The 24,697-nt window shown below is 56.2% G+C and carries 23 protein-coding genes; 8 read left to right on the top strand and 15 right to left on the bottom strand.

Features of this window, described 5'->3' with window-relative positions:
- Positions 1-92 precede the first annotated feature (92 nt).
- Positions 93-527 carry a hypothetical protein gene (locus tag RTU33_RS19270; protein WP_312629508.1) on the top strand — a complete coding sequence of 145 codons (435 nt, stop codon included), beginning with the start codon at positions 93-95 and terminating at the stop codon, positions 525-527.
- Between the two features lie 48 nt (positions 528-575).
- Here RTU33_RS19270 and RTU33_RS19275 read toward each other — a convergent pair whose 3' ends face one another.
- The 5 genes from RTU33_RS19275 to RTU33_RS19295 form a co-directional block, all read right to left on the bottom strand.
- Complete coding sequence (locus RTU33_RS19275; RefSeq protein ID WP_312629509.1) at positions 576-1,052, bottom strand: transcriptional regulator; 477 nt, start codon at positions 1,050-1,052, stop codon at positions 576-578.
- Between the two features lie 113 nt (positions 1,053-1,165).
- Entirely contained in the window at positions 1,166-1,978 is an 813-nt protein-coding gene (gene nlpA / locus RTU33_RS19280) for a lipoprotein NlpA (protein WP_312629510.1), read from the bottom strand.
- A gap of 397 nt (positions 1,979-2,375) precedes the next feature.
- A complete protein-coding gene (locus RTU33_RS19285) occupies positions 2,376-3,680 on the bottom strand; it encodes a serine hydrolase (protein WP_312629511.1) in 1,305 nt (434 codons plus the stop codon).
- A 107-nt stretch (positions 3,681-3,787) separates the two neighbouring features.
- On the bottom strand, positions 3,788-4,258 hold the full coding sequence (locus RTU33_RS19290; RefSeq protein ID WP_312629512.1) for a nuclear transport factor 2 family protein: 471 nt from the start codon (positions 4,256-4,258) through the stop codon (positions 3,788-3,790).
- Between the two features lie 84 nt (positions 4,259-4,342).
- Positions 4,343-5,857 (bottom strand): MDR family MFS transporter, encoded by a 1,515-nt coding sequence (locus RTU33_RS19295; protein WP_312629514.1) that lies wholly within the window; start codon positions 5,855-5,857, stop codon positions 4,343-4,345.
- A 79-nt stretch (positions 5,858-5,936) separates the two neighbouring features.
- Here RTU33_RS19295 and RTU33_RS19300 point away from each other — a divergent pair, with 79 nt between their 5' ends.
- The gene (locus RTU33_RS19300) at positions 5,937-6,593 is read left to right on the top strand and encodes a TetR/AcrR family transcriptional regulator (protein ID WP_312629516.1); all 657 of its coding nucleotides are present in this window, start codon (positions 5,937-5,939) and stop codon (positions 6,591-6,593) included.
- On the opposite strand, the gene RTU33_RS19305 is transcribed toward RTU33_RS19300, so the two are convergent.
- A complete protein-coding gene (locus tag RTU33_RS19305; protein WP_312629517.1) occupies positions 6,590-7,006 on the bottom strand; it encodes a GNAT family N-acetyltransferase in 417 nt (138 codons plus the stop codon). The genes RTU33_RS19300 and RTU33_RS19305 overlap by 4 nt on opposite strands.
- Positions 7,007-7,125: 119 nt before the next feature.
- Here RTU33_RS19305 and RTU33_RS19310 point away from each other — a divergent pair, with 119 nt between their 5' ends.
- Together RTU33_RS19310 and RTU33_RS19315 are read left to right on the top strand one after the other, a co-directional pair.
- On the top strand, positions 7,126-8,028 hold the full coding sequence (locus RTU33_RS19310) for a DMT family transporter (RefSeq protein WP_312629518.1): 903 nt from the start codon (positions 7,126-7,128) through the stop codon (positions 8,026-8,028).
- A gap of 141 nt (positions 8,029-8,169) precedes the next feature.
- Entirely contained in the window at positions 8,170-8,460 is a 291-nt protein-coding gene (locus RTU33_RS19315) for a YicS family protein (protein WP_312629519.1), read from the top strand.
- Positions 8,461-8,475: 15 nt separating this feature from the next.
- On the opposite strand, the gene nepI is transcribed toward RTU33_RS19315, so the two are convergent.
- The 5 genes from nepI to RTU33_RS19340 form a co-directional block, all read right to left on the bottom strand.
- A complete protein-coding gene (gene nepI / locus RTU33_RS19320) occupies positions 8,476-9,657 on the bottom strand; it encodes a purine ribonucleoside efflux pump NepI (RefSeq protein WP_312629520.1) in 1,182 nt (393 codons plus the stop codon).
- 244 nt (positions 9,658-9,901) lie between these two features.
- The gene (locus tag RTU33_RS19325) at positions 9,902-11,641 is read right to left on the bottom strand and encodes an AsmA family protein (RefSeq protein WP_312629521.1); all 1,740 of its coding nucleotides are present in this window, start codon (positions 11,639-11,641) and stop codon (positions 9,902-9,904) included.
- A gap of 119 nt (positions 11,642-11,760) precedes the next feature.
- Positions 11,761-13,149 carry an NCS2 family protein gene (locus RTU33_RS19330; RefSeq protein ID WP_312629522.1) on the bottom strand — a complete coding sequence of 463 codons (1,389 nt, stop codon included), beginning with the start codon at positions 13,147-13,149 and terminating at the stop codon, positions 11,761-11,763.
- 299 nt (positions 13,150-13,448) lie between these two features.
- Positions 13,449-14,954, bottom strand: coding sequence for a glycerol kinase GlpK (glpK, locus tag RTU33_RS19335; protein ID WP_312629524.1), 1,506 nt, complete (start codon positions 14,952-14,954; stop codon positions 13,449-13,451).
- 22 nt (positions 14,955-14,976) lie between these two features.
- Positions 14,977-15,825, bottom strand: coding sequence for an MIP/aquaporin family protein (locus tag RTU33_RS19340; protein WP_312629525.1), 849 nt, complete (start codon positions 15,823-15,825; stop codon positions 14,977-14,979).
- A gap of 424 nt (positions 15,826-16,249) precedes the next feature.
- Here RTU33_RS19340 and zapB point away from each other — a divergent pair, with 424 nt between their 5' ends.
- Complete coding sequence (gene zapB / locus RTU33_RS19345) at positions 16,250-16,495, top strand: septal ring assembly protein ZapB (protein WP_312629526.1); 246 nt, start codon at positions 16,250-16,252, stop codon at positions 16,493-16,495.
- 54 nt (positions 16,496-16,549) lie between these two features.
- Here the strand turns inward: zapB and RTU33_RS19350 are convergent, their stop codons facing one another.
- Genes RTU33_RS19350 through RTU33_RS19360 form a run of 3 tightly spaced genes read right to left on the bottom strand, consistent with a single transcriptional unit; the run spans position 16,550 to position 20,291 of the window.
- Complete coding sequence (locus tag RTU33_RS19350; protein ID WP_312629527.1) at positions 16,550-18,700, bottom strand: polysaccharide biosynthesis tyrosine autokinase; 2,151 nt, start codon at positions 18,698-18,700, stop codon at positions 16,550-16,552.
- A gap of 17 nt (positions 18,701-18,717) precedes the next feature.
- Complete coding sequence (locus tag RTU33_RS19355; RefSeq protein ID WP_312629528.1) at positions 18,718-19,152, bottom strand: low molecular weight protein-tyrosine-phosphatase; 435 nt, start codon at positions 19,150-19,152, stop codon at positions 18,718-18,720.
- Between the two features lie 5 nt (positions 19,153-19,157).
- Positions 19,158-20,291: a polysaccharide export protein gene (locus RTU33_RS19360; RefSeq protein ID WP_312629535.1), complete on the bottom strand. Its 1,134-nt coding sequence runs from the start codon at positions 20,289-20,291 to the stop codon at positions 19,158-19,160.
- Positions 20,292-21,028: 737 nt separating this feature from the next.
- On the opposite strand from RTU33_RS19360, the gene RTU33_RS19365 reads away from it, so the two are divergent.
- The 3 genes from RTU33_RS19365 (at position 21,029) to RTU33_RS19375 (ending at position 24,238) form a co-directional block, all read left to right on the top strand.
- Entirely contained in the window at positions 21,029-22,018 is a 990-nt protein-coding gene (locus RTU33_RS19365; RefSeq protein WP_312629530.1) for a sulfate ABC transporter substrate-binding protein, read from the top strand.
- Between the two features lie 92 nt (positions 22,019-22,110).
- Entirely contained in the window at positions 22,111-22,860 is a 750-nt protein-coding gene (locus RTU33_RS19370) for a CDP-diacylglycerol diphosphatase (protein WP_312629531.1), read from the top strand.
- 73 nt (positions 22,861-22,933) lie between these two features.
- A complete protein-coding gene (locus RTU33_RS19375) occupies positions 22,934-24,238 on the top strand; it encodes an SLC13 family permease (RefSeq protein ID WP_312629532.1) in 1,305 nt (434 codons plus the stop codon).
- Positions 24,239-24,289: 51 nt separating this feature from the next.
- Here the strand turns inward: RTU33_RS19375 and tpiA are convergent.
- The coding region (gene tpiA / locus RTU33_RS19380; protein ID WP_312629533.1) for a triose-phosphate isomerase at positions 24,290-24,697 on the bottom strand (408 nt) is incomplete at its 5' end.

Raw genomic sequence — 24,697 nt, forward strand, 5'->3', positions numbered from 1 at the left:
CAGCGCATGTGCAGAAAGAATGACCGCGCTGCCGGTTTAACTCCCCACCCCATTGTGTCGCTCTTAACTGTATTCACCGATGGAGCGCCCGCATGAAAAAATTACTCGTCTTATTGTTACTACCGCTGCTGACCGGCTGTGCCTCGCTGGTCGGCAACAGCACGGAACAGGTCACCGTTGAGAGCACCCCTTCCAGCGCGTATTTCACCATTACCGATAATCACGGGCAGATTGTGGCGACGGGCACCACACCGCAGACGGTTACGCTGAAAAAATCGGATGGCAGCTACTTTGGGAAGATTGAATACAGCCTGGCGGTAAAAGCTGAAGGGTATCACTCCACCCTCGTGCCGCTGAGCATGCGCTTCAGCCACTGGTACACCTTCGGCAATATCATTTTCTTTGGCGTGCCTGGCTGGTTGATTGTCGATCCGTTCTCCGGCGGGATGTACACCTTTGAACAGGACCGTATTCAGTCGTGGCTGCGCCCTTGCCAGCCGGGGCCGTACAATTATACGTGTTCGTAAAAACAGAAACCGGGTCAGCGGAATGCTGGCCCGGCAGACGTTAAAGCGTCATCCCATCACAAGATTCGACGCGTTTCGACAGTTTTCGACATCTACTGCAAGCCGTTCGACAGGGGCATCTGGCTGCGTGGCGCGATAAAGCATGTCATAGACGGGGGCGATCAGCTCAAGATAATGTTCGAGCACGTTCTGGCGGTCGCGAACGTGGATCCGATCGTTGATAAGCCCTTCTCCAGTCAGCATGGCTTCGCCAAGCATGACCACTTCGCCATTTTCCTGTTCAAAAGTGTACTGCACCGTTTGCGTGTGGAAGCCCCGCGCCAGGCGGATTTCAAGGGCATAGTACTCAAACAGCGTGAAGCGCAGCGCGTTCTCTGCTGAATGCTCCATCGTCAGGTGCAGCGGGGTTTTCGACAGGGTGATGCCCTGAATCAGCGTATTCAGGTAGTGCTTCCATTGCATCTGTAGCTGCTGACGTTTGCTGGCAATAAAATCCGATTTCGTGCCAAGTTCGGTGATATTCAACTTCCGGTCCTTTCTGTTTTTAACAATTAGCTTTCTGGATTTTGCAAAATCCGCGCCAGTGTTAAAAAAGCGGGCCAGCATCCCGCCGGCCCTTTGCGCTACAGGTGACTCACTCATTCCCAGCCGGGCACGGCCCCACCGTTAAAGATCTTTTCAGCCGCTTTTGCCACTTCCGGCGACTGATACGATTGCATAAATTCCTTCACGTTCTCCGCGTCTTTGTTGTCTTCACGGGCGACGATGATGTTCACATAAGGCGAATTTTTATCTTCGATAAACACGCTGTCATGCACCGGCGACAGGCCCGTTTGCTGGATGTAGGTGGTACTGATGATCGCCACATCTACCTTCGGGTCGTCGAGCACGCGCGGGAGCTGCGCGCCCTCCATCTCCATAATTTGCAGGTTATGCGGGTTGTCGCTGATGTCGAGCGACGTCGGCAGCAGGCCTTTGCCAGGTTTGAGGGTAATCAGCTTCTCTTTTTGCAGCAGCAACAGCGCACGGCCCAGGTTGGTCGGGTCGTTCGGGATGGCAATGGTCGCGCCGTCTTTCAGCTCCGAAACGGTTTTGATCTTGCGGGAATAGCCCGCCATCGGAAAGACGAAGGTGTTGCCGACCGCCACCAGGTGGAAGTTGTGCGCTTTATTGTCCTGTTCCAGGAACGGGCGATGCTGGAACACGTTGGCGTCCAGCTCTCCGGCGTTGGTGGCGTCGTTTGGCAGCAGCGAGCCGCTGAACCCAACCAGCTCGACGTCGAGGCCATATTTATCTTTGGCGACCTTCTTCGCCACTTCGGCAACGTCCTGTTCCGCGCCGTTAATCACGCCAACTTTGATGTGTTTACTGCTATCGCTTTTCTGGTCGCAGCCCGCGAGCAGCAGGCCCGCCAGCAGCAGTGCGCCAAAATGAGGAAGGGAGAGTTTCACGCCGGAGTTCCTTGTTTAATAAAGTGTTCCTGGATGAAAAATGACTATAGCGATTTTGCTGCGGCGGGGATAAAAACGAAAAGGAATGGTTAAGACGAAAACGCGATAACGGGTGAATAAGGTGAGATGTTTCCCCTCTCCCCGGCCCTCTCCCAAAGGGAGAGGGAATTGCCTGGTGCAGTTTGTAGGCCCGGCAAGCCATGCGCCGCCGGGCAGAATGCATGCCGGATGGCGCTAACGCTTATCCGGCCTACGTGTCTGGCCTCATTAATCTGGCTAAATTATTTCGCCAACGTATTCGCATCTGAGGGTGTTGTAGGCCCGGCAAGCCATGCGCCGCCGGGCAGAAAGCGGGCCGGACAGCGTTAGCTGTTGTCCGGCCTACGGTTTGGCGAAATTATTTCGCCAGCGTATTCGCAATCGCATTAAACATCAGCGACGCTTCCAGCGGCTGGGCGCTGAAGGACGGCTCCGCTTTCGGCCATGCGGACCACTGCACGATCACCAGTTTTTGCGCCGGGTTGACCGTAATCACCTGGCCGAAGATGCCCAACGCCCACATGGTATCCTGGCTTGCCAGGCCCTCTTTCGGACTGACGTCTTTCGCGTTGGCCGGCACGCTGTTGTTCCACCACTGGTAACCGTAAGTGCCGTCCGGGTGCGCAGCGGAAACGGATTTGTCAGCTTTATTCCAGGTTCTGGCATCTTTGACCCAGTTATCCGGCAGCATTTTGCTGCCGTCCGGCAATACGCCGTTGTTCATGATAAACAAGCCGAATTTCCCCCAGTCTTCCAGCGTGGCGTTGAAGCCGTGCGCGCCCACATCATGTTTACCCGGCTGGTAGCTGTGCCATACGCCGTCATGCACCATGCCGTACGGCTGCCAGATTTTTTCCTGGAGGTTCTGAGCAAGGGATTTACCGGTGGCTTTCTCCAGCGTGTCACCGAGCAGCCATGCGCCGCCGGAGGAGTAGGACCACGCAACGCCTGGTTTGGCATACGCCGGGCGTTTCGGATCTTTCACCAGCGCGTTCACGCAGTCGTAGGTATCTTTGTTGGCCTCACACTGGGTGAGTTTCGCAAAGTCAGACTGCGGGTTGGTGTAGTCTTCATTCCAGGTCACGCCAGAGGTGTGCTGCATCAGCTGACGCACGGTCACGTGTTCCCACGCGGTGCCTTTGACGTCCGGGTTGTATTTGACGATTTCATCGTCCAGCGAAGCAATTTTGCCCTCTTTTACCGCCACACCCACCAGCGTAGAAACAACCGATTTCCCGACTGAGCGCGACGTCCACAGCGTGGTCGGCGTATTGCCGTGGCCGTAATACTGATACGCCACCTTGCCGTCCTTGATAACCATCATCCCGGTCACGTCGTTACGCTTAATGTAATCCTGAAGATCGTAGCGCTGGCCCTGATACTCATAGGTGGCACCGCTGAGCGAGCGCGCCATCACCGGGATTGGCTGCGGGTTGCTGGCCTTAAACACGTCGCCCGCGTAGGAGCGATAGTCGTTACGAAAACCAATCACGCGCTGCTGCTGGTCCCAGGTCAGCATATCTTTTACGTCTGGCAGTCTGGCATCCACCGGCGCCGGGCAGGTGGTGAGCTGCGGTACGCCGCAGTCGTTGGCCGCGCTGGCCTGCAGTGAGAAGCCCAGGCAAAGGGCGAGAAGACAGAGTGACGTGTTCATTTTGCGCATAAACGTACCTTTCATCGTTTTGAATTATGAGATGTCAGGCACCACTGTAGGCGAGATATATCGGCAAGTGCAGTCAGTTAGCGGGGGAAAAACCCCCGCTCATTCCCTCAAAGCCCCAGCGCGCTGAGGCCAGGGTGATCGTCCGGACGGCGCCCCTGAGGCCAGTGGAACAGGCGTTCCCCCTCCTCAATCGGGATATCGTTGATGCAGGCGTAACGCCTGCTCATCAGGCCGTTGTCGTCAAACTCCCAGTTTTCATTACCGTAAGAGCGGAACCAGTTGCCGCTGTCGTCGTGCCATTCGTAGGCAAAGCGCACAGCGATACGGTTGTCGGTGTATGCCCACAGCTCTTTGATCAGGCGGTACTCCAGCTCCTTACGCCATTTTCTGTCGAGAAACGCGACGATGGCATCGCGACCATCCACAAACTCGCTGCGGTTGCGCCAGCTGCTGTCCGGCGTGTAGGCCAGCGCGACTTTTTCCGGATTGCGGCTGTTCCAGCCGTCTTCCGCGGCGCGGACCTTCTGGATGGCAGATTCAAGGGTAAACGGGGGGAAAGGCGGACGTGACTCAGGCATGGTGATCCTCCGGCAATAATGTTCCCTCATCCTGGCACAACCGTGAGAAAACGAAACCGGGAAGAGGAAACTTCCCGGCGGAGATCAGTGGTGCGACTTCCGCAGCGGCGATTCCCGCAGGAACCACGACAGCACGAACGCCAGCACCATAATGCATGCAGCCATCAGGAAGGCAGCATGAATAGCCGCGCCGAAAGCATCCAGATAATCGGCGCGCAGCGCATCCGGCAGATGATGTACGGCAACCGGGTTCATCCCACGCGGCATCTCTGCACCTTCCGGCAGCAGCGTCGAGAGGTTCGACTGCAAAACGTGGGTAAACACCGCGCCAAACAGCGCCACGCCGATGGAGCCGCCAATCGAGCGGAACAGCGTCACGCCGGAGGTCGCCACGCCGTAAAGATTCGGCGCAACCGAGTTCTGCACCGCCAGCACCAGCACCTGCATCACCAGCCCAAGGCCCATGCCGAGCACGCCGGTGAAGAGATACAGATGCCACGTTGGCGAGGTGATAGTGATGCGGGTCAGCAAGACCATACCGCAGAAGCCGAGCAGCGTACCGAGGATCGGGAACAGGCGATATTTCCCCGTGCGGCTGATAATTCGCCCGCTGATAATCGACGTCACCAGCAGGCCGCCCATCAGCGGGATCAGCTGCAAGCCTGCCTGGGTCGGCGTCGCGTCCTTCACCACCTGCAAATAGAGCGGCAGGAAGGTGACGGAGCCAAACAACGACATGCCAATAATAAAGCCAATCAGGCTGCACAGCAGGAAGCTGCGGTCGCGGAACAGCGAGAGCGGGATGATCGGCTCATACGCCAGGCGCTCTTCATAGATAAACCCGGCGATACCGACCAGGCCGAAGGCCAGAATGCACCACAGCTGCGGGTCGCTCCATTCGCGCACCGTGCCGCCTTCGGTGGTAAACAGCGTGATGCACAGCAGCGCCATGCTGAGATAAAGTGCGCCCAGCCAGTCAATCTGGTGCTCGCTGCGCTTACCGGTGTTGTGGAATACCGCACCAATAACCAGCAGCGCGAACAGGCCGAGCGGCAGGTTGATGTAGAAAATCCAGCGCCAGGAGGTGTGCTGAACGATAAAGCCGCCAATAAGCGGGCCGATGACCGTCGCCAGGCCAAACACGCCGCCGAACAGCCCCTGATAACGCCCGCGCTCGGCAGGCGGGATCACGTCCGCCACTGCCGCCATGCTGATCACCATCAGGCCACCGCCGCCCAGCCCTTGCAGCGCACGCATCAGCACCAGCTGCGTCATGTTCTGCGCCAACCCGCACAGCGCGGAGCCCGCCAGAAACAGCACGATGGCGATTTGCAGCACCCGCTTGCGGCCAAACAAATCGCCAAACTTGCCGTACAGCGGCACCACGATGGTGGAGGTCAGAATGTAGGCCGTGACCACCCACGACAGCTTATCGAGGCCGCCGAGTTCGCCAACAATCGTCGGCAGCGCGGTCGAGACAATGGTCTGGTCCAGCGCCGAAAGCAGCATCACCAGCAGCAGGGCGCTGAACAGCAGGCGAATGGATTTTACGCCGGTGGCCGGAACGTGTCCGGATTGAGTCATGGGTTGAGACGCCATAGAAGGCTCACTTGAAATTAATTAAATGCACAATTAATATTCATGTAAGTTATGAATCCGGTCAAGGGATCCTCCGCGAATGTCAGCACAGAAAGACAAAGAACAATCCGATAATCCACGCCGTCCCGGTCGCCCGCGCGGGAAGAAAGCCGGGGCCGACAACCGGGAACAGCTGATGGACATCGCGCTGATGCTGTTTGCCCGCCAGGGCATCGCGCGCGTGTCGCTGAACGCGATTGCCAAAGAGGCGGGCGTCACCCCGGCAATGCTGCACTACTATTTCACCTCCCGAGAAGCGCTGGTCGACAGGCTGCTCGAAGAGCGTTTTATGCCGTTGCGCAATCGTATTAGCCTGGCGTTCAGCGAATATCCGGACGACCCGGTAAGGTCACTAACGCTGATGGTGAGAGTGCTGGCGGAGCTCGCGGAGCAAAACGACTGGTTCGCGCCGCTGTGGATGCAGGAGATGATTGGCGAGATGCCGATTCTGCGCCAGCACATGCACGCCCGCTTCGGCGATGAGAAGTTCCACAAAATGCTGAGCATCATCACCGGCTGGCAGGAGAGCGGGAAACTGAATCGCTCGCTGTCGCCGGAACTGCTCACCACCACGCTGATTAGCCTGGTGCTGGTGCCGTTCTCCCGGCTGCGCACCGATGAGCGGATGAAAAATATCTCCCCCGACGCCATCGTACGCCATGCGCTGGCGATCATGGGTCAGGGGATCGGCGGTTAAAGCGATTTGGTCAGGTAGTGGCGCTGCATGCCCTGATACGGGAAGTCCTGAATGCTGTTGTGCAGGGTGAAGCCGCATTTCTGGTAGAACGGCAGCGCCTGGAAGCTGGCGGTATCGACCAGCATATGGCGACAGCCCCATTCAAGAATGCGCGCTTCAGCGGTACGGATAAGCTCGCTGCCAAGGCCGGTGCCGCGCGCCGCTTCGCTGACCCACAGAAAATCAATGCACAGCCAGTCGCCCTTGCGTTTACCAATCAGGCCGCCGAGCATCACGCCGTTGTCATCGCGGGCATAGACGCCGAGGCTGTACCAGTCGCTGATATCGATAAACTGGCTGTTATAAGCGCGCAGTCCATCAAATAATTCTTCCTGATCCTCAGGGGTAATCTGCTCTTTTACCTCGATTTTCATCGCCGCTCTCCCTCATCATGGTTTCGACAGCTCATACTACCCTAAATCAGAGGGCGGCAATCGGTCCGCTCCACCCTGTGCTATCATCGCCGCAACGTTATCAGGTTGTTGAGGACAAGATGGGAGCCACCCGCAAAGGGATGCTGAACGTGCTGATCGCCGCCATACTCTGGGGCAGTTCAGGCGTGTGTGCGCAGTACATTATGGAGCAGAGTCAGATGTCGTCGCCGTTCCTGACGATGGTGCGTCTGATTTTCGCGGGGCTGATTTTGCTGATGCTCGGCTTCGTCCACGGCGATAACATTTTCCGCATCCTGAAAAACCGCAAAGATGCGCTGAGCCTGCTGCTGTTTTCCCTCGTCGGCGCGCTGACGGTGCAGCTCACTTTCCTGATGACCATCGAAAAATCCAACGCCGCGACGGCGACCGTGCTTCAGTTTCTGTCGCCGACGATCATCGTGGCCTGGTTCGCCCTCGCGCGGAAATCCCGCCCCGGCGGGCTGGTGTTTGCCGCCATTTTCACCTCACTTATCGGCACATTTTTATTGGTGACCCACGGCGATCCGACTTCGCTTTCGGTTTCTCCGGCTGCGGTGTTCTGGGGCATCGCGTCGGCCTTCGCTGCCGCCTTCTATACTACCTATCCTTCGACGCTTATCGCACGCTATGGCACGCTGCCGATCGTTGGCTGGAGCATGCTTATCGGCGGGGCGTTTTTGCTGCCGTTTTATGTGGGCGACGGGATGCATTTTGTGATTAACGGCAGCCTGCTACTGGCGTTTTTCTATCTGGTGGTGATTGGCACGTCGCTGACGTTCAGTCTCTATCTGAAAGGCGCGCAGATGATCGGTGGTCCGAAAGCCAGCATCCTCAGCTGTGCCGAACCGCTGAGCAGCGCGTTTTTATCGGTGCTGCTGCTCGGCGTCAGCTTCGCGCTGCCGGACTGGATTGGCACGCTGCTGATCCTCTCCTCGGTTATCCTGATTTCGCTGGATTCGCGTCGTCACGCCCGGCTTGGTTGACGGCAGAGGCTGTCAATCATGCCTTTGGACGATAATTTTCCTAATTCACTGATTTAAAAATAAATTATCTGGCGAAAATTTGCGCATCAGGATGCGAGGATATAGAGTTAAGGGATGATGTTGCAGAAGAAGGGCTACGTAATGAAAACCGTTCCATTTCTGTGTTTGCTGGCGACGCTGGCCGTCCCGGCGGCGTTCGCCGATTCGCCGATGAAGAGCCTGCAGTTTGAGCAGCAAAAGCAGCAGGTGATGAAGGACGTGAAGAAAACCTGCACCCCGGGCAAAAACATGAGCGACGCTGACTTCAGCAATAAAATTCTCGCCAGTGAAGAGAACAAAATGCACGTTCGCGACGCGACCATCGCGCTGGATCGGAATAACCAGAAGAACTACTGGAATGCCATCGGGCAGATTCAGTGCCCGGATATGTGATCCGGGCAGAAAGGGTTATTTCATCCGGACTTTTGTCGCCACCAGCAGCGCGGTAAGCAGCATCAGCGAACCTGAAAGCATAAGCGGTGACAGCAGGCCGAAATGGTCGAGCGCCACGCCGCCAATCGCCGCCCCGCAGGTGTTGGCGAGCTGAATCACCGCCACCTGAATCGACCCCGCCTTTTCTGCCTGGTCCGAGAGCGAGCGGGTGATCCACGTTGACCAGCCAACCGGCACCAGCGCAAAGGCAAATCCCCAGACAATGGCCACCGTGGCCGCCACGGCTTTCTCGCTTCCCCACAAAATCAGCACTGCTGCACTCACCGCAAGAATAAGCGGTGCGCAGGCCAGCGCCGCTTTCACCGAGTATTTGAGGATCGGCGCGGACAGCGACGTGCCAACAAAGCTCGCAATCCCGAAGCTCAGCAGCACCAGCGTCAGGCCGTCGACATCAAACCCGGCAAGGGTCATAAACACCGGGCGAATGTAGGTGAAAAATGCAAACTGCCCGGCGAAGGCCATGAAAATGGCCGTCATCCCGGCCAGCACGCCCGGACGCTTTAACAACCCGAACATATTGGCCTTTTGCCCACTTTCTCCCGGCAGCGACGGCAGCGCTTTCCATACCCAGAGAACACATAGCAGGCCCATCAAAGCCGCGCCGTTAAAGACGTTGCGCCAGCCGATGATGCCGCCTAAAAAACTGCCGAGCGGGGCAGCGATCACCAACGCAATAGACACCGCACCAAAAATAATCGACAGCGCTTTCGGCACGAGGCGTGCAGGCACCAGGCGCATCGTCAGTGACGCAGACATGGCCCAGAAGCCACCGAGCGCCAGCCCCAGACAGGCGCGGCCCAGCAGAAGCAGACTGAAGCTGGAAGCAAACGACACCAGCAGGCAGGAGATCGTCAGCAGCACGGAGAACAGGATCACCACATAGCGACGGTCGGTGCGGCCAATGATATGCGTGACAAACAGGCTAGCGAACATCGCCACGAACGCGGTGGTGGTGACCGACTGACCCGCAACACCTTCGGTAATACCGAGATCCTGCGCCATCGGCGTCAGCAGGCTCACCGGCAGAAATTCAACGGTAATCAGGCAGGCAACGCAAAACGCGACGGCAAAGACCGCCGACCAGTTTGGGCGGGTCAACGCCTCACTGCGAGGAAGGGTTTCGGTACATTCGCTCATCGTTCACCTGCGCAATTTCGGAAGGAAAGTTGCGCAGTGTAGCATTTTAACTGTGACGCATTTAACGTTTTGGCAACTATCGGTGCGGACCCTCCCCAGCGGGAAGAGGGAGAAGAAAGTGCGGCCTGTTCCCCTCACCCCGGCCCTCTCCCCACAGGGGCGAGGGAGAAAAGATGACAGGAGTCGAAGACGAAACCAGGTTTATCCCCTCTCCCTGAGGGAGAGGGTCAGGGTGAGGGGGAAATTACTGCGCCGGAGCGGCTGGAACCGGAGCCGCCTCCGTTGGCGCTGGCACAACCGGCGTCGCGGTGCTCACTTCGCCGTTGGTCATGGTTTGCGTCACTTCCTGCTTGTTCATATTCACCGCGTGCAGCTGCCCGCTAACGGTCGGTTTTAACGGCGTGCTGGCCTGCACCTTCCCGCTGGCGCGCAGCTGAAGATTACCGTCGCCGCTAATCGGCAGCACCGGCCAGCCCCAGGCTTCAAGAATATTCAGCGGCACGCCGCGACCGTTGAGGCTGATGGCGGCTTCACGCTGCGGCAGCTGCGACACGCCTGCCGTGGCTTCCAGAATCCCTTTCTCGGTGAAGGCGCTCAGTTCGGTGATGTTCACCTGAGACGGGCTGGCGACCAGCTTCAGCGAAGGACGGCGCACGTCCACACGGTTAAAAGTAGCAGCGGCGGCGTTCAGCGCAGCATTACCGCTCCACACGCCCCAGCTTCCGTTCTTCGCGATCTGCAGGTTGTCGCCGTAGCCATCCAGAGAAGTAACCTGCCACGGGAAGGTCGGGTCGATGTCGATCACCAGGTTGCGGCTGGCGGTGAATTTGCTCAACGTCACGCTTTGCAGCCAGGCGGGGAGCGGATCCATCCACAATGTTTTCCAGTTCGACGGCAGGGTGTATTCCAGCCCGGCGATAGCGGTGTCATCCAGCACCAGCGCATTACCGTTGCGTAACCAGTTTCCGGAGGTGCGCACCATGCCGCCTTCCCAGCGCGAGGTAAACTGGCGCAGCGCCACGCCCTGTGGCGAAAACTCTGCGTTGAAAATAGGATCAAGCAGATGCAGCGAGCCATAGATAAATTCGTCGGCGTTCATCGACAGGCGCCCGCCGTCGCTGTTCCAGCCGCCCTGGCTCAGGGTGAGGTTGCGCAGGCTGAGATCTAAATCAGCAATTGCCCAGTCCGGCCCTTGCAGGCGCGCGTCCGTCACTTCCAGGCTGCCGATAGTGAGCGACGGGACGGTGGTCAGCGGGGCAAAGAAATCTTTCAGGGATTTGTCGCTCTGCATGCGGATGTCGGTCAGGCGGAGGCTGTCGACCAGCCAGCTGCCGTCGGCGTTGCGCTTCGCATTTCCGGTGAGCGAGCCGCGCGCAATGTCTGCGCCAATCGTGCCAAGCGTGACTACGCCATTATCGATGCTGCCCTGAATCAGCACGTTTTCCGCCGGAATACCGTTCAGGGTCATCGAGCCTGCGCTCATCTGAATCTGCGTTTGCTTGCCAAGCACATTCCCCGCTTCCGGTACCCACGGCGAGACGCCGCCGGTGACGCGCTGCGCGCTCAGCACCCAGCCGGTTTCCGGGCTGTTGAACGCCATATTGCTGAGCTGCAGCGTATCGGCTTCAAACGGGAACGGCGCGGTAGAAGGCGACAGGTTCAGCGTACCGTCCTGCAAGGTGATGGTGTCGGCGTGCAGCGGGTCGGTGATTTGGCGACTGCCGAGGCCGATATCCACCGTTTTGGCGACCAGCGTGGCGGGTTTGCCGTCGCGGCCAAAGGTGACGTTTCTCAGCAGGACGTGCGAGGGAGAAGAGAAGCGATGATCCATCGCGTCAAAGGCGATGTGGTAATCGGTATTGGCCGAAATCCAGCCGCTGACTTCACGCGCCCCCCAGCGGGTTTGCAGCAAAAAGTAGAACGCCAGCACAACCAGCAACAGCGCGATGAGCAGCCAGAGCAGCAGCTTCCCGATAAATTTCATCGTCTTCCATCCAGTGAAGGGCACATAAGGGAGTTATGCACGATTTGTGCGCAATCCTCAAGGAGGGATTCGTATAAGAAGGTTTCACGGCGGCCCGCAGAGCGCCGCCGTGATGCAGGTCAGTTCTTCTCTGGCGGGAAGACCAGGTTCAGGATGATGGCGGTAATACCGCCCGCAGCGATGCCGGAGGAGAGCAGGTTTTTCAGCCAGTCCGGAGCAAACTGCAGGATCATCGGCTGCTGAGACACGCCAAGGCCGACGGCCAGCGACAGCGCGATAATCAGGATTGCGCGACGGTTCAGCGGCTCGCGGGAAACGATACGCACGCCGGAAGCGGCGATAGTACCGAACATCACCAGCGTTGCGCCGCCAAGAACGGGCTCAGGAATGTGCTGCACGAAGCCGCTCACCGCCGGGAACAGGCCGAGTACGATCAGCATCAGCGCCACCACAAAGCCCACGTAGCGGCTGGCAACGCCGGTCAGCTGGATCACGCCGTTGTTCTGGCCGAAGCAGGAGTTCGGGAAGGTGTTGAAGATGGCTGAAACGCAGGAGTTCAGGCCGTTCGCCAGCACGCCGCCTTTCAGGCGCTTCATATAGACCGGGCCGGAGACGGGCTGCTCGGAAACGTCGGAGGTGGCGGTAATGTCGCCGATGGTTTCCAGCGAGGTGATCATAAACACCAGCATCAGCGGCAGCAGCAGGTTCCAGTCAATACCGAGGCCATAATAGAGCGGCGTCGGCACCATTATCATCGGGCTGTTGGTCGGCGCCGTTTCCGGCAGCATACCCATTACCCAGGCAGCGGCATAGCCTGCTGCCATGGCGATCACCAGCGAGGCGATGCGCAGGTACGGGTTACGCTGGCGGTTCAGCACAATGATAATGGCCAGCACGATGCCCGCCAGCAGCAGGTTTTTCGGCGCACCGAAGCTGTGATCGGCCATTGCGGCGTAGCCACCACCGATAGACGTCAACCCTACCTGAATCAGCGACAGGCCGATAATCATGACCACCACGCCGGACACCAGCGGCGTGATGATACGGCGCGCCAGATGCAGCACGCGGGAAAGCGCCATCTCGGTGAAGCTCGCCAGCATCAGGGTGCCGAACAGCGCCGCCATCATCGTCGGTACGTCTGCACCGCCGGTTTTCAGCGCAGTGCCACCCATAATAAGCGGCGCGACGAAGTTAAAGCTGGTGCCCTGAATGGAAAGCAGACCGGAGCCCACCGGCCCCCAGGCTTTGATCTGAATAATGGACGCCACGCCTGAAGCAAACAGCGACATGCTGATGATGTGCTGCGTATCCTGCGCCGGTAAACCGAGCGCCTGGCAAATCAGCAGCGCCGGCGTGATCACCGCGACAAACATCGCCAGCAGGTGCTGGAAGGCGGCAAACAGCGTCTGCGGCAGCGGTGGACGGTCTTCAAGACGATAGATAAGCTCGCTGTTGTTTTTCTGCGCAATCGGTTGCGCATTTTCAGCTTCGATGGTGTTCACTGACATTTTCAGAGGCAATCCCGTGGTGGAAAAGGGGGGATTTTAACGGACTGCCAGGCAAAAGCAAACGGTTGCCTTCAATAGACTAAGGATGAATAAGCCTACAGTCCTTTATTCTGCTTTTTCAGGTTCTGACGAAGGGCCGCCGCTTTGAGGGCTTATACCTGCTTTTACTGATGCTGCCGATGTTTGGCTAATAAAAAAGCCGGGCGGTGCTAACGCTTGCCCGGCCTGCGATATCAACGCGATATGCTGCTTTGCAGGCCCGGTAAGCACAAGCGCCACCGGGCATTCAGCCCTTGCAGCTACTCGTGATCTTCCCACGCCATCGCGCGTTTAACCGCTTTTTTCCAGCCGCTGTAGCGGTAGTTGCGCTCGGTGGTTTCAATCCCCGGACGGAACTCACGCTCAATCACCGCTTTCTCCTTCAGCTCGTCCAGATTCTGCCAGAAGCCAACCGCCAGCCCGGCGAGATACGCTGCGCCAAGCGCTGTGACTTCACGCACTTCCGGACGCTCAACGCGCGTGCCGAGAATGTCTGACTGGAACTGCATCAGGAAGTTATTGGCAACCGCGCCGCCGTCCACACGCAGGGCGTGCAGTCGAATACCCGAGTCCGCCTGCATCGCTTCCAGCACGTCGCGCGTCTGGTAGGCGATGGATTCCAGTGTCGCACGAATGATGTGGTTGGAGTTCACGCCGCGCGTCAGGCCGAAGATTGCCCCGCGAGCGTATGGATCCCAATACGGTGCGCCGAGACCGGTGAAGGCCGGAACCACGTACACACCGTTGGTGTCGTTCACCTTGGTAGCAAAATATTCGGAATCGAACGCGTCGTTAATCAGCTTCATTTCGTCGCGCAGCCACTGAATGGACGCGCCCGCCATGAACACCGCACCTTCCAGCGCATAGTTCACTTCACCGGCCGGACCGCAGGCGATAGTCGTCAGCAGGCCATGCTCGGATTTCACCGCCGTTTCACCGGTGTTCATCAGCATAAAGCAGCCGGTGCCGTAGGTGTTTTTCGCCATCCCTTCCTTAACGCACAGCTGGCCGAACAGCGCCGCCTGCTGGTCACCGGCGATCCCGGCGATAGGAATACGCGTGCCGCCTTTACCACCGATGTTGGTCTGACCATAGACTTCGGAGGATTTGCGCACGTCCGGCAGCATGGCGCGCGGGATATCCAGCGCATCGAGCATTTTGTCATCCCAGTCGAGATCGTGGATGTTGAACAGCATGGTGCGCGAGGCGTTGGTGTAGTCAGTAACGTGCACGCGGCCCTGAGTCATACGCCAGATAAGCCACGTGTCGACTGTGCCGAACAGCAGCTCACCGCGTTTGGCACGCTCGCGAGCGCCTTCCACGTGGTCGAGTATCCACTTCACTTTGGTACCGGAGAAGTACGGGTCGATCACCAGACCTGTCGCTTTGCGCACGTACTCTTCCATGCCATCACGCTTGAGCTGCTCGCAGATATCAGCGGTACGACGGCACTGCCAGACGATGGCGTTATAAATCGGCTTGCCGGTTTCTTTATCCCAGACAATGGCGGTTTCACGCTGGTTGGTGATGCCGATGGCAGCCACTTCGTCGGAGCTGATATCGGCTTTCGCCAGCACTTCAATCAGCGTGGAGCTTTGCGAAGCCCAGATCTCCATCGGGTCGTGCTCAACCCAGCCTGGCTTCGGATAAATTTGTTCGAATTCGCGCTGCGAAACGCTGACGATATTGGCGTCGTGATCCATGACAACGGCGCGGGAGCTGGTTGTACCCTGATCGAGCGCAACGATGTATTTTTTGTCAGTCATAATGCTAAGTCCCGTAGTCAGATTACAGCGAAGCTTTCTGTTGTGTGGTGCTGGCGGTGGTCTCTTTCTCTTCCACCTCGCAGACGTCGCACGGTAAATGGCGGCCAATCAGCTTGCGATAGCCGAAGGCACCGAGCGATGCACCGACAATCGGTGCGAACAGCGGCACCACAAAATAAGGAATGTCTTTGCCGCCGGTAAAGGCCACTTCGCCCCAGCCGGCAAGCCAGGCGAACGTTTTCGGGCCAAGGTCACGCGCCGGGTTCATCGCAAAGCCGGTCAGCGGCCCCATGGATGCACCAATAACCGCAATCAGCAAACCAATCAGCAGCGGTGCCATCGGTCCGCGCGGTACGCCGTTGCCGTCGTCCGTCAGCGCCAGAATAACGCCCATCAGGATAGCGGTAATGACCATTTCTACCGCGAAGGCCTGCACAAAATTGATATGCGGATTGGGATACGTGGAGAAAATGCCTGCCAGATCCAGACTTTCGACGCTGCCGCGCACCATATTGTGCGTGTGTTCGAAGTCGATGAAAAGATTGTAATAAAGCCCGTAAACCAGCGACGCTGCGCAAAACGCGCCGGCAAATTGCGAAACAATGAAGGGAACAACTTTACGCCCGTCGAAACAGGCAAACAGCCAGAGGGCAATGGTAACGGCCGGATTAAGGTGTGCGCCGGAAACCCCTGCGGTCAGGTAAATGGCCATCGCCACCCCTAAGCCCCAGATAATACTGATTTCCCATTGACCGAAGGTCGCGCCTGCAACTTTTAGCGCGGCCACGCATCCAACACCGAAGAAGATCAACAACCCGGTACCAAGGAACTCGGCAATGCACTGGCCTTTTAAGGTTGATGTTTGACTCATGATCGGATCCTGAAGACTAATGGATTAATGATTATTGTGAACATGGAGGTCGGAGACGACCATGTTGCCATGTAGGCATAGTGTTAATTTATCGTTAACGAACAAAAACGAGAAATATCGAAATCAAAATCTGTGTACCTCGTCAATAAAATGAGCGTTTTCGCGCTATGAAGTGCGCATTTTGACCGTTGTCAATCCGCAAGCGGGCTCATTTATGTAACGAACAGATTAACAATTGAGGGGATTTTGCGGCGAACGTTCCAGGACGAGGCTGAAAAGTGTTGCAAACCGCAATCTGCGCGCCCCGGCGCTGGACAGGGAGCACGGCGCTCCATACAATCGAGGCACAGCAGTGCGCTTATTTTCGTTAAGGCGTCGCCGGGGTTCCGGGCCGAGATCAACGCCTTGCAAATTCAGGAGAGGTATGACGATGTCATTAGAAGTGTTTGAGAAACTGGAATCTAAAGTACAGCAGGCGATTGATACCATCACCCTGCTGCAGATGGAAATCGAAGAGCTGAAAGAGAAGAACAATACGCTGGCTCAGGAAGTGCAGAACGCTGCGCACAGCCGCGAAGATCTGGAACGCGAAAACAACCAGCTGAAAGAACAGCAGCACGGCTGGCAGGAGCGTTTACAGGCGCTGCTGGGCCGCATGGAAGAAGTCTGATTTCCCACTACACCCTTCGTCAGAAGGGTGTTTTGTTTTGCTGCCAGCGTTTACTCATTTTTTATCGTGATAAGCGTAAGGATGGGGGCTGTAACCGTACGCATAATAGCCGCTGGTTTTCTTGCGGATACCGTTCAGGATCCATCCTTCAACTGACACGCCATCCTGTTCAAACCGGCGCGTGCTGGCAATAACTTCTTTGGCTGTATTGTCTTCAAAACGCGCGACCATCAAAACGGTGCCCGTATAGCGGCCCACCACTGTTGCATCTGTCACCGCCATCGCTGGCGGCGTGTCGATGATGACCAGATCGTACAGAGGCGACACTTCATCGAGCAAACTTTTGAAGCCTGGACTCATCAGCAGTTCCGCCGGGTTGGAAGGCGTGTGCCCGCGAGTAATGAAGTCGATGTCCGCTTCCGGAAGGGTGACAACGGTCTGTGCAAAGGTAGCTTTGCCATTGAGAATGTCGGAAAGCCCGGGAGTTTCTTCCACGCCAAACAGCTGATGTAAATAACCTTTTCGCATATCGGCATCAATCAGTAAGACCCTTTTTTGCGTTTGCGCCACCACGGTTGCCAGGTTGCTGCTGATAAAGGTTTTCCCTGAGCCCGGGCTTACACCGGAGATCATCAACAGGTTGTTCCTCGCATCCATCATGGTGAAGTGCAGGCTGGTACGCAGACCTCTGATAGTCTCTATCGCAATATCTGCCGGATTTTGCGTTGCCAGAAGGATATCGGGCGTGCTCTTTTTGCTTCTGCCGCTATGTTTGCCCAACCATTCAGAGTAAGGCACGCAGGCGTAAACGCTAATCCCTCCCTCTTCGAGCTGTTCAGGAGATTCCAGCCCCTGATGAAGCGCCGCTTTTAGCAGAATGCCCGCTACGGAAAATGCGCCTCCCATCATCATACCGACAAGAACAATAAGCGCCTTTTTCGGTTTGACAGGGCTGGGTAACGTGATGGCGTCATCAATGATCCTGACGTTGCCAATCGCGCTGGATTTAGCCACGTTCAGTTCCTGCTGACGATTCAGGAGCTGTAAATAGACGGCGCGACCGGAATCGACATCACGGCTCAGGCGCAGTACTTCCTGCTGAGTGGCTGGCATGGCGCTGATACGCTTGTTCAGCTTTACTTTTTCGTTTTGCAGCGTTTGACGCTTTTCCAGTAAGGCCCGGTAGGTCGGGTGATCCTTTTTGTACAGCTGCGACACTTCTGCTTCCCGGAAGGTCAGCTCGTTGAGCTGATTGTCGGCGTTGACTATCTGTTCAAGTACTGACCGGGCTTCCATATTTAAGTCAACGGAATCCTTCTGTTTGCGGTACTCGTTGAGCTTGTCTTCAGCACTATTCAGATCGCTGCGTATTTTCGGCAATTGCGAGTCAAGAAACTCAAGGCTCTTTGCGTCCTGCGCGGCCTGGCGGGCGATATTCTGTGCGAGATAGCTGTCGCTGATGCTGTTGAGAATCGCCGTAATCAGCTCCGGATCTTCGCCGACCATCGTCAGGTCGAGCATCCCGGTATCTCTGCCTCGTTCCTGGACGCTAAAGGCTTTCTGTAAATCGGTAATGGCTTTCAGACGGGTGTATCGGGTGAGCGTGAACCTGGATCCGGGTTCAGCATTGATGGCCGTCACCAGAAGGGAAACGCCCTCTTTTTGCAGCGGCTTTCCCGTCTGGCCGGCAATCTCGAACCCTTCACCTGAGAGCAGATACTCATGCTTTGAAATGACTTTCAGCGTTGCGGTTGCGCTCCCTGTACTGGTCATAGGCAGCTCAAATTCCGCAATTTTGATCTCCATCGGCTCAGAAGCTGTGATTTTTGACATTATTTTGCCGACGATCGGCATCTGCCTCGGCATGATTTGCGTCTGAAGATTCAGCGCATCGACAGTTTGTCCAAGCAGCATGCGTGACTGCAGCAGGGTAATTTCGGGAGCTGACTGCGGCTGGCTATCGGGCAGCATCTGGCTCAGGCTGCCCAACAACACATTTCCCTGCTTTTGTTCAATCTGAATGAGCGCATTGGCCTGGTAGAGAGGCGTTGCGGATAAGGCATAAAGCAGAGCAACCAGCGTGAACAAAGCCGTGACGAAAGCAATACACTTCCAGTGTTCGGCAAGTTCAGCTAAGAGAGCAAGCAGATCGATTTCCCGGACGCTCTCCTGAGGCTTTTGGGTTGCGGTTGATGCAGAAGACATCGAGTGATTTCCTAAAGTTAACCGGTGAATTTGCTGGCCCAGGCCTGGCATGACCGCTCAATGAGCTGAAAGATATGGTCGAAGGCTTCATCGCTTTTGTGCCAGGGGTCGGGAATGTCCATTTGGTTGAACCAGTATCCAAGCAGCATGGCTTTGCTTCTCGCCTCTGGCGCAATGTGGGCGATCTGTCTTAAGTGCGCTTTTTCCATCACCAGAATCAGGTCATATCTGACGCTGAGCTCCGGCGTGAACTGGCGCCCCCGGTGCCCGTCGAGCGAGATGCCGAATTTTTTTGCCATGCGCTGAGCGTCTGCATCGGCACCGTGGTTGATCAGTGCGACCGTCCCGGCAGAATCAATCTTTTTATGCGGTAGCAGAACCCGGAAGAACCGCTCTCCCATTGGCGAGCGGCAAATATTCCCCGTACAAACCACCAGAATTTTGCTCGGCATCAGCGTTACCAGGTGCGGAAATAGCGGGCGGTCTCGGTCAGATCGTGAACGCCGGAGATGGTGGGAACCAGCTGAGATACCACGCGATTCCACCTCACCAGCGGCGCTGAAGTGACATAAACGATGTCGTAGGGCTGAAGCTGGAATTCTGTGCTCAGCACCATGGCGGAAGCGTCCTGCGCATTGAGCTGGTAAATATTGGCAATTTTACCGTCATCCTTTTTGCTCTTCTGGCGAATAACAAATACCCCGGAAGCATCTGCCATGCTCTGGCTGATACCTTCGGCGCTGCCCAGCGCCTCCGCGAGGGTCATGCCGCTGCGGTCCATTTTCAGCGTGCTTTGTTTACCTACCTCACCCATAACAAAGACTTTGAGATCGTCATTGCGCGGCACGAAAAGGATGTCTCCGGGATAAAGCAGGTGGTTTTGCGTTAAATCACCTTTCTGGAGGAGGGCATACAGCGAAATTCGGGTATCGGTACCGTTGTGGGTGAGCACGACGTTACGCCAGTCGGCGTCGGCCGTCAGACCACCGGCGGCATTGATGGCATCCATAACCGTAAGCGGAACGTTAGTGATCGCCTGCTGGCCTGACTTTGATACTTCACCGGTAACATAAGCTTTCTGTGAACGAAACGAGGCGACGCTGACGTCTACCTGCGGGCTTTCGATAACCTTATCCAGACCACGACTTATTTGGTCCCGAATTTCATCCAGTGATTTCCCCGCAACCTTTATTTTGCCAATGTAGGGATAAAAAATAGTGCCATCAGATTTCACCCAGCTGCCCGTATCGCTCCCGCTGCGATATTGCCCTGCAGGAGTAGTCAGCTCCGGATGGTCCCAAACGGTAACCATAAGCACATCACCCACGCCAATACGGTATTCATAACGCCCGATAAGCGATTCAAGCCCGGGGTTTTGACGCGAAATGACGGGAGCAGAGCGTAACTGCTCGATAAGCTGAGGCGACAAAGGGTAAATGCTCACCAGTTTATTAATATCGTAATGGCCTTCTGGCGTCTCTATATGTGCTTTCCCCGAGGTGCTAAGATGCTGGCCTGGAATCACCGTGCAGCCCGCGAGCAATAGCGAAAATAATACTGATACGACTTGTTTAATTCGGTATTTCTTCATCATATTCTGTCGTTACATATAGAGTGTGCTTTCATGAAGGCTGTTTCTGCGAAAGTTGAAGTAAAAATATTATTTTTTCAGTGACCTGAAGCCATAGCCAACCCTTGAGGCCATGTATTTCTTGCGATTTATTTCATGCAATGTATTGCATGCAGCGAGCGCGGCTAGAATAACCTGACAATTAGCCTTTTGCAATTAACCGTTACGTTTGAAGCATTATTAATGCATTGCAAATGAGCAACCCTATAATTCGATCTGAATTTTCACAAAGTCGCATGAATATTCCTAAATTAAAAGGGGAGGGTTATATGATGAAAGGGTAATAAGAAATTTCATCATTCGATCTGAAATTTAACGAGTTCATATGAATTTTCCTAAAAATACAGGCAGGATGAAAGGGTCATATTCATCAGTAATGATAAAATAAAAACAGCACAGATCGTTCATTCTCTTTTATTTTCAAAAAAGTTTTTTCCACTCACCATGAGATATGCATTGCGAACTTTCATGAATGATTGCACGGCTTGAAAATAAGAAATTTCCCTGCCTGTCCGATCACATATAAAGTTTTCTGAAGAAGAACTGGCAACCACAGCCCTCTCTCAACTTTATCTCCGGGGGAAACAGCAGGAGTGTTATTGCATATGGTTATAACCAATCTTTTTTTATTCTTTAATCATTGATTTGGTTTCTGGCAGGCTACCAGCATCACACCACCACAAAAAAGAGAGCGGTCGATGAACAAGTTTGGCCTGGGGTTAACGCTTCTGCTGGCATCCGCCGGCGTTCTGGCAAAAGATATTCAGTTACTTAACGTGTCGTACGATCCCACTCGTGAACTGTATGACAACTATAACAAGGCCTTCAGCGCCTACTGGAAACAGCAAACCGGCGACAATGTCGTCATCCGCCAGTCGCACGGCGGCTCCGGCAAGCAGGCCACGTCAGTGATCAACGGTATCGAAGCCGACGTGGTGACGCTGGCGCTGGCCTACGACGTAGACGCCATCGCCGAACGTGGCCGCATTAATAAAGACTGGCTCAAGCGCCTGCCGGATAACTCCGCGCCGTACACATCAACCATCGTATTCCTGGTGCGCAAAGGCAATCCGAAACAAATTCATGACTGGAACGATCTGGTTAAACCAGGCGTGTCGGTGATCACCCCGAATCCGAAAAGCTCCGGCGGCGCGCGCTGGAACTATCTGGCGGCATGGGGTTACGCTCTGCATCACAACAACAACGATCAGGCTAAAGCACAGGATTTCGTGAAGGCTCTGTATAAAAACGTCGAAGTGCTGGATTCCGGCGCTCGTGGCTCTACCAATACCTTCGTGGAGCGCGGGATTGGTGACGTGCTGATTGCCTGGGAAAACGAAGCGCTGCTGGCCACCAACGAGCTGGGCAAAGACAAGTTTGAAATCGTCACCCCAAGCGAATCGATTCTGGCCGAACCGACCGTTTCCGTGGTGGACAAAGTCGTTGATAAGAAAGGCACCCGCACCGTCGCAGAAGCCTATCTGAAGTATCTCTATTCGCCACAGGGCCAGGATATCGTGGCGAAAAACTACTACCGCCCGCGGGATGCAGAAGTGGCGAAGAAATACGAAAGCGAATTCCCGAAGCTGAAGCTGTTCACTATCGATCAGGAGTTTGGCGGCTGGACGAAAGCGCAGAAAGAGCACTTCTCTAACGGCGGCACCTTCGATCAGATTAGTCAGCGATAATCACGTTAATAAAATCGGCCCTGCGGGGCCGTTTTTATTTGGTCATCATTTTGCGTTAACCTTTCGCTCACGAACATTCACAGGGAACGAAAATGAAGCGCATCAAGTATCTGACTCTGACAATCATTATCGTGGTAGCGGCTGCCGGAGGCTGGTACTGGCTGCATTCGGGCAATCCCAATGCGTTGCGCCATTTTGTTATTGACCAGTGCGTGCCGAACCAGCAGCAGAATCAGTCCCCCGCGCCGTGCGAAGCAGTTAATCTGCAGGGCGGCTATGTCCTGTTTAAAGACCGCAACGGCCCGCTGCAATACCTGCTAATGCCGACTTATCGTATTAACGGCACTGAAAGTCCGCTGCTGCTGAACCCGCATACGCCTAACTTCTTCTGGCAGGCCTGGCAGAACCGGCAGGTGATGAGCTCGCGCCACGGTTCACCTGTGCCCGATTCAGCGGTATCGCTGACCCTAAATTCCCGCACCGGCCGTACGCAGAATCATTTTCATATTCATATTTCTTGCCTGCGCCCGGACGTACGTGAACAGCTTAATGCCAGCATGGCCTCGATCAGCAGTCGCTGGCTGCCGCTACCCGACGGGCTGCGTAATCACCGCTATCTTGCCCGCCGCGTGACGGAAAACGAGCTGGCGCAGAAAAGTCCGTTCCTGATGCTGGCCGAAGAAGTACCGGAAGCCCGCGACCATATGGGCCGCTTCGCGCTGGCTATGGCGCAGCAGAATGACGGTACGTTCGTCCTGCTGGCAACGGAACGCAATCTGCTGACCTTAAACCGCGCCTCTGCGGAGGAAATTCAGGATCATCGCTGCACGATTCTGCAATAACCCCCTCATTTCTGGCGTTTACCTCTCTCTCCTGTCGTCGTAGACTTGCTGAAAAAAACGACAGGAGACAGGTATGTCGCTCTGGCTATCCCACCCGCTTTTTCTACCTTCGCTGATTGTTGGCGTCACGATCGTGCTCTGGGCAACGTCGCTTCTGCCAGAATTCATCACCGCATTGCTGTTTTTTACCGTGGCGATGGCGGCCAAAATCGCCCCACCGGACGTTATCTTTGGCGGCTTCGCCTCTTCGGCATTCTGGCTGGTGTTCAGCGGATTTGTACTCGGCATCGCCATCCGCAAAACGGGCCTTGCCGACCGCGCTGCGCGCGCGCTTTCGGCGAAGCTAACGGATTCATGGTTTCACATGGTGGCAAGCGTGGTGCTGCTCAGCTATGCGCTGGCGTTCGTAATGCCCTCGAACATGGGACGCATTGCGTTACTGATGCCGATTGTGGCGGCGATGGCATCACGAGCAGGTATAGCGGAAGGAAGTCGCGCCTGGTATGGCCTGGCGCTGGCCGTGGGATTCGGCACCTTTCAGCTCTCCGCCACCATTTTACCGGCCAACGTTCCAAACCTGGTGATGAGCGGCGCGGCAGAGGGCGCATATGGCATTCATCTGAACTATCTGCCTTATCTGCTGCTGCACACGCCGGTACTTGGCTGGCTGAAAGGCGCGCTGCTGGTGGCGCTGATTTGCTGGCTGTTCCCCGGTAAACCACATCCTCCGGGCGATGTCACTCCACCAGCGCCGATGAGCGCGGCAGAGAAGCGCCTGTCGTGGCTGTTGGCCGTCGTGCTGGGGCTATGGGTTAGCGAAAGCTGGCACGGCATTGGCCCGGCGTGGACGGGCTTAGCGGCGGCCTGCGTAACGCTTCTGCCACGGGTGGGCTTCATCAGCGGTGAAGAGTTTGCAGCGGGTGTGAATATCCGAACCTGTATTTACGTGGCGGGCATCCTGGGACTCGCCATCACCGTGACGCAAACCGGCATTGGTGGTGCAGTCGGTAAGGCGCTGTTGCAGGTGATGCCGCTCGATGCACAACGCCCGTTTACCAGTTTCCTGGCGCTGACCGGCATCACTACCGCGCTGAACTTCATTATGACCGCCAACGGCGTACCGGCGCTCTACACCACCTTTGCGCAAAGCTTTGCCGATGCGACGGGCTTTCCTCTGCTCAGCGTCATCATGATTCAGGTGTTGGGGTACTCCACGCCGCTGTTGCCCTATCAGGCGTCGCCGATTGTGGTCGCGATGGCGTTGGGAAAAGTGCCGGCCAGGGCCGGAATGCTGCTGTGTCTGACGCTGGCGGTGGCGAGCTATCTACTGCTGGTGCCGCTGGATTATGCGTGGTATCAGGTGCTGGGGAAACTATAAAAAAACCCGGAAGCGCAGGCGCTGTCCGGGTTTTATTCGCATGGCGGGAAATTAAGCCTGTTTAGCGGCTTCTGCTGCTTTCACGATCACCGCGAAAGCGTCTGCTTTCAGGGAAGCACCGCCAACCAGCGCGCCATCGATGTCCGGCTGGGTGAACAGTTCAGCGGCGTTAGCTGCGTTCACGGAACCGCCGTACTGAATGATAACCTGCTCAGCCACTTTCGCGTCGGCTTTAGCAATGTGCTCACGGATGAATTTGTGAACGGCCTGAGCCTGCGCTGGGGTCGCAGATTTGCCGGTACCGATCGCCCAAACTGGTTCGTAAGCGATAACCACGCCTTCAAAAGCGGCTGCGCCCTGGGTTTTCAGAACGGCATCGATCTGACGTGCGCAAACTTCTTCAGTTTTGCCCGCTTCGTTTTCTGCTTCGGTTTCACCGATGCACAGAACCGGGATCAG

Source organism: Scandinavium sp. (genome assembly GCF_032012665.1).
Lineage (GTDB): Bacteria > Pseudomonadota > Gammaproteobacteria > Enterobacterales > Enterobacteriaceae > Scandinavium.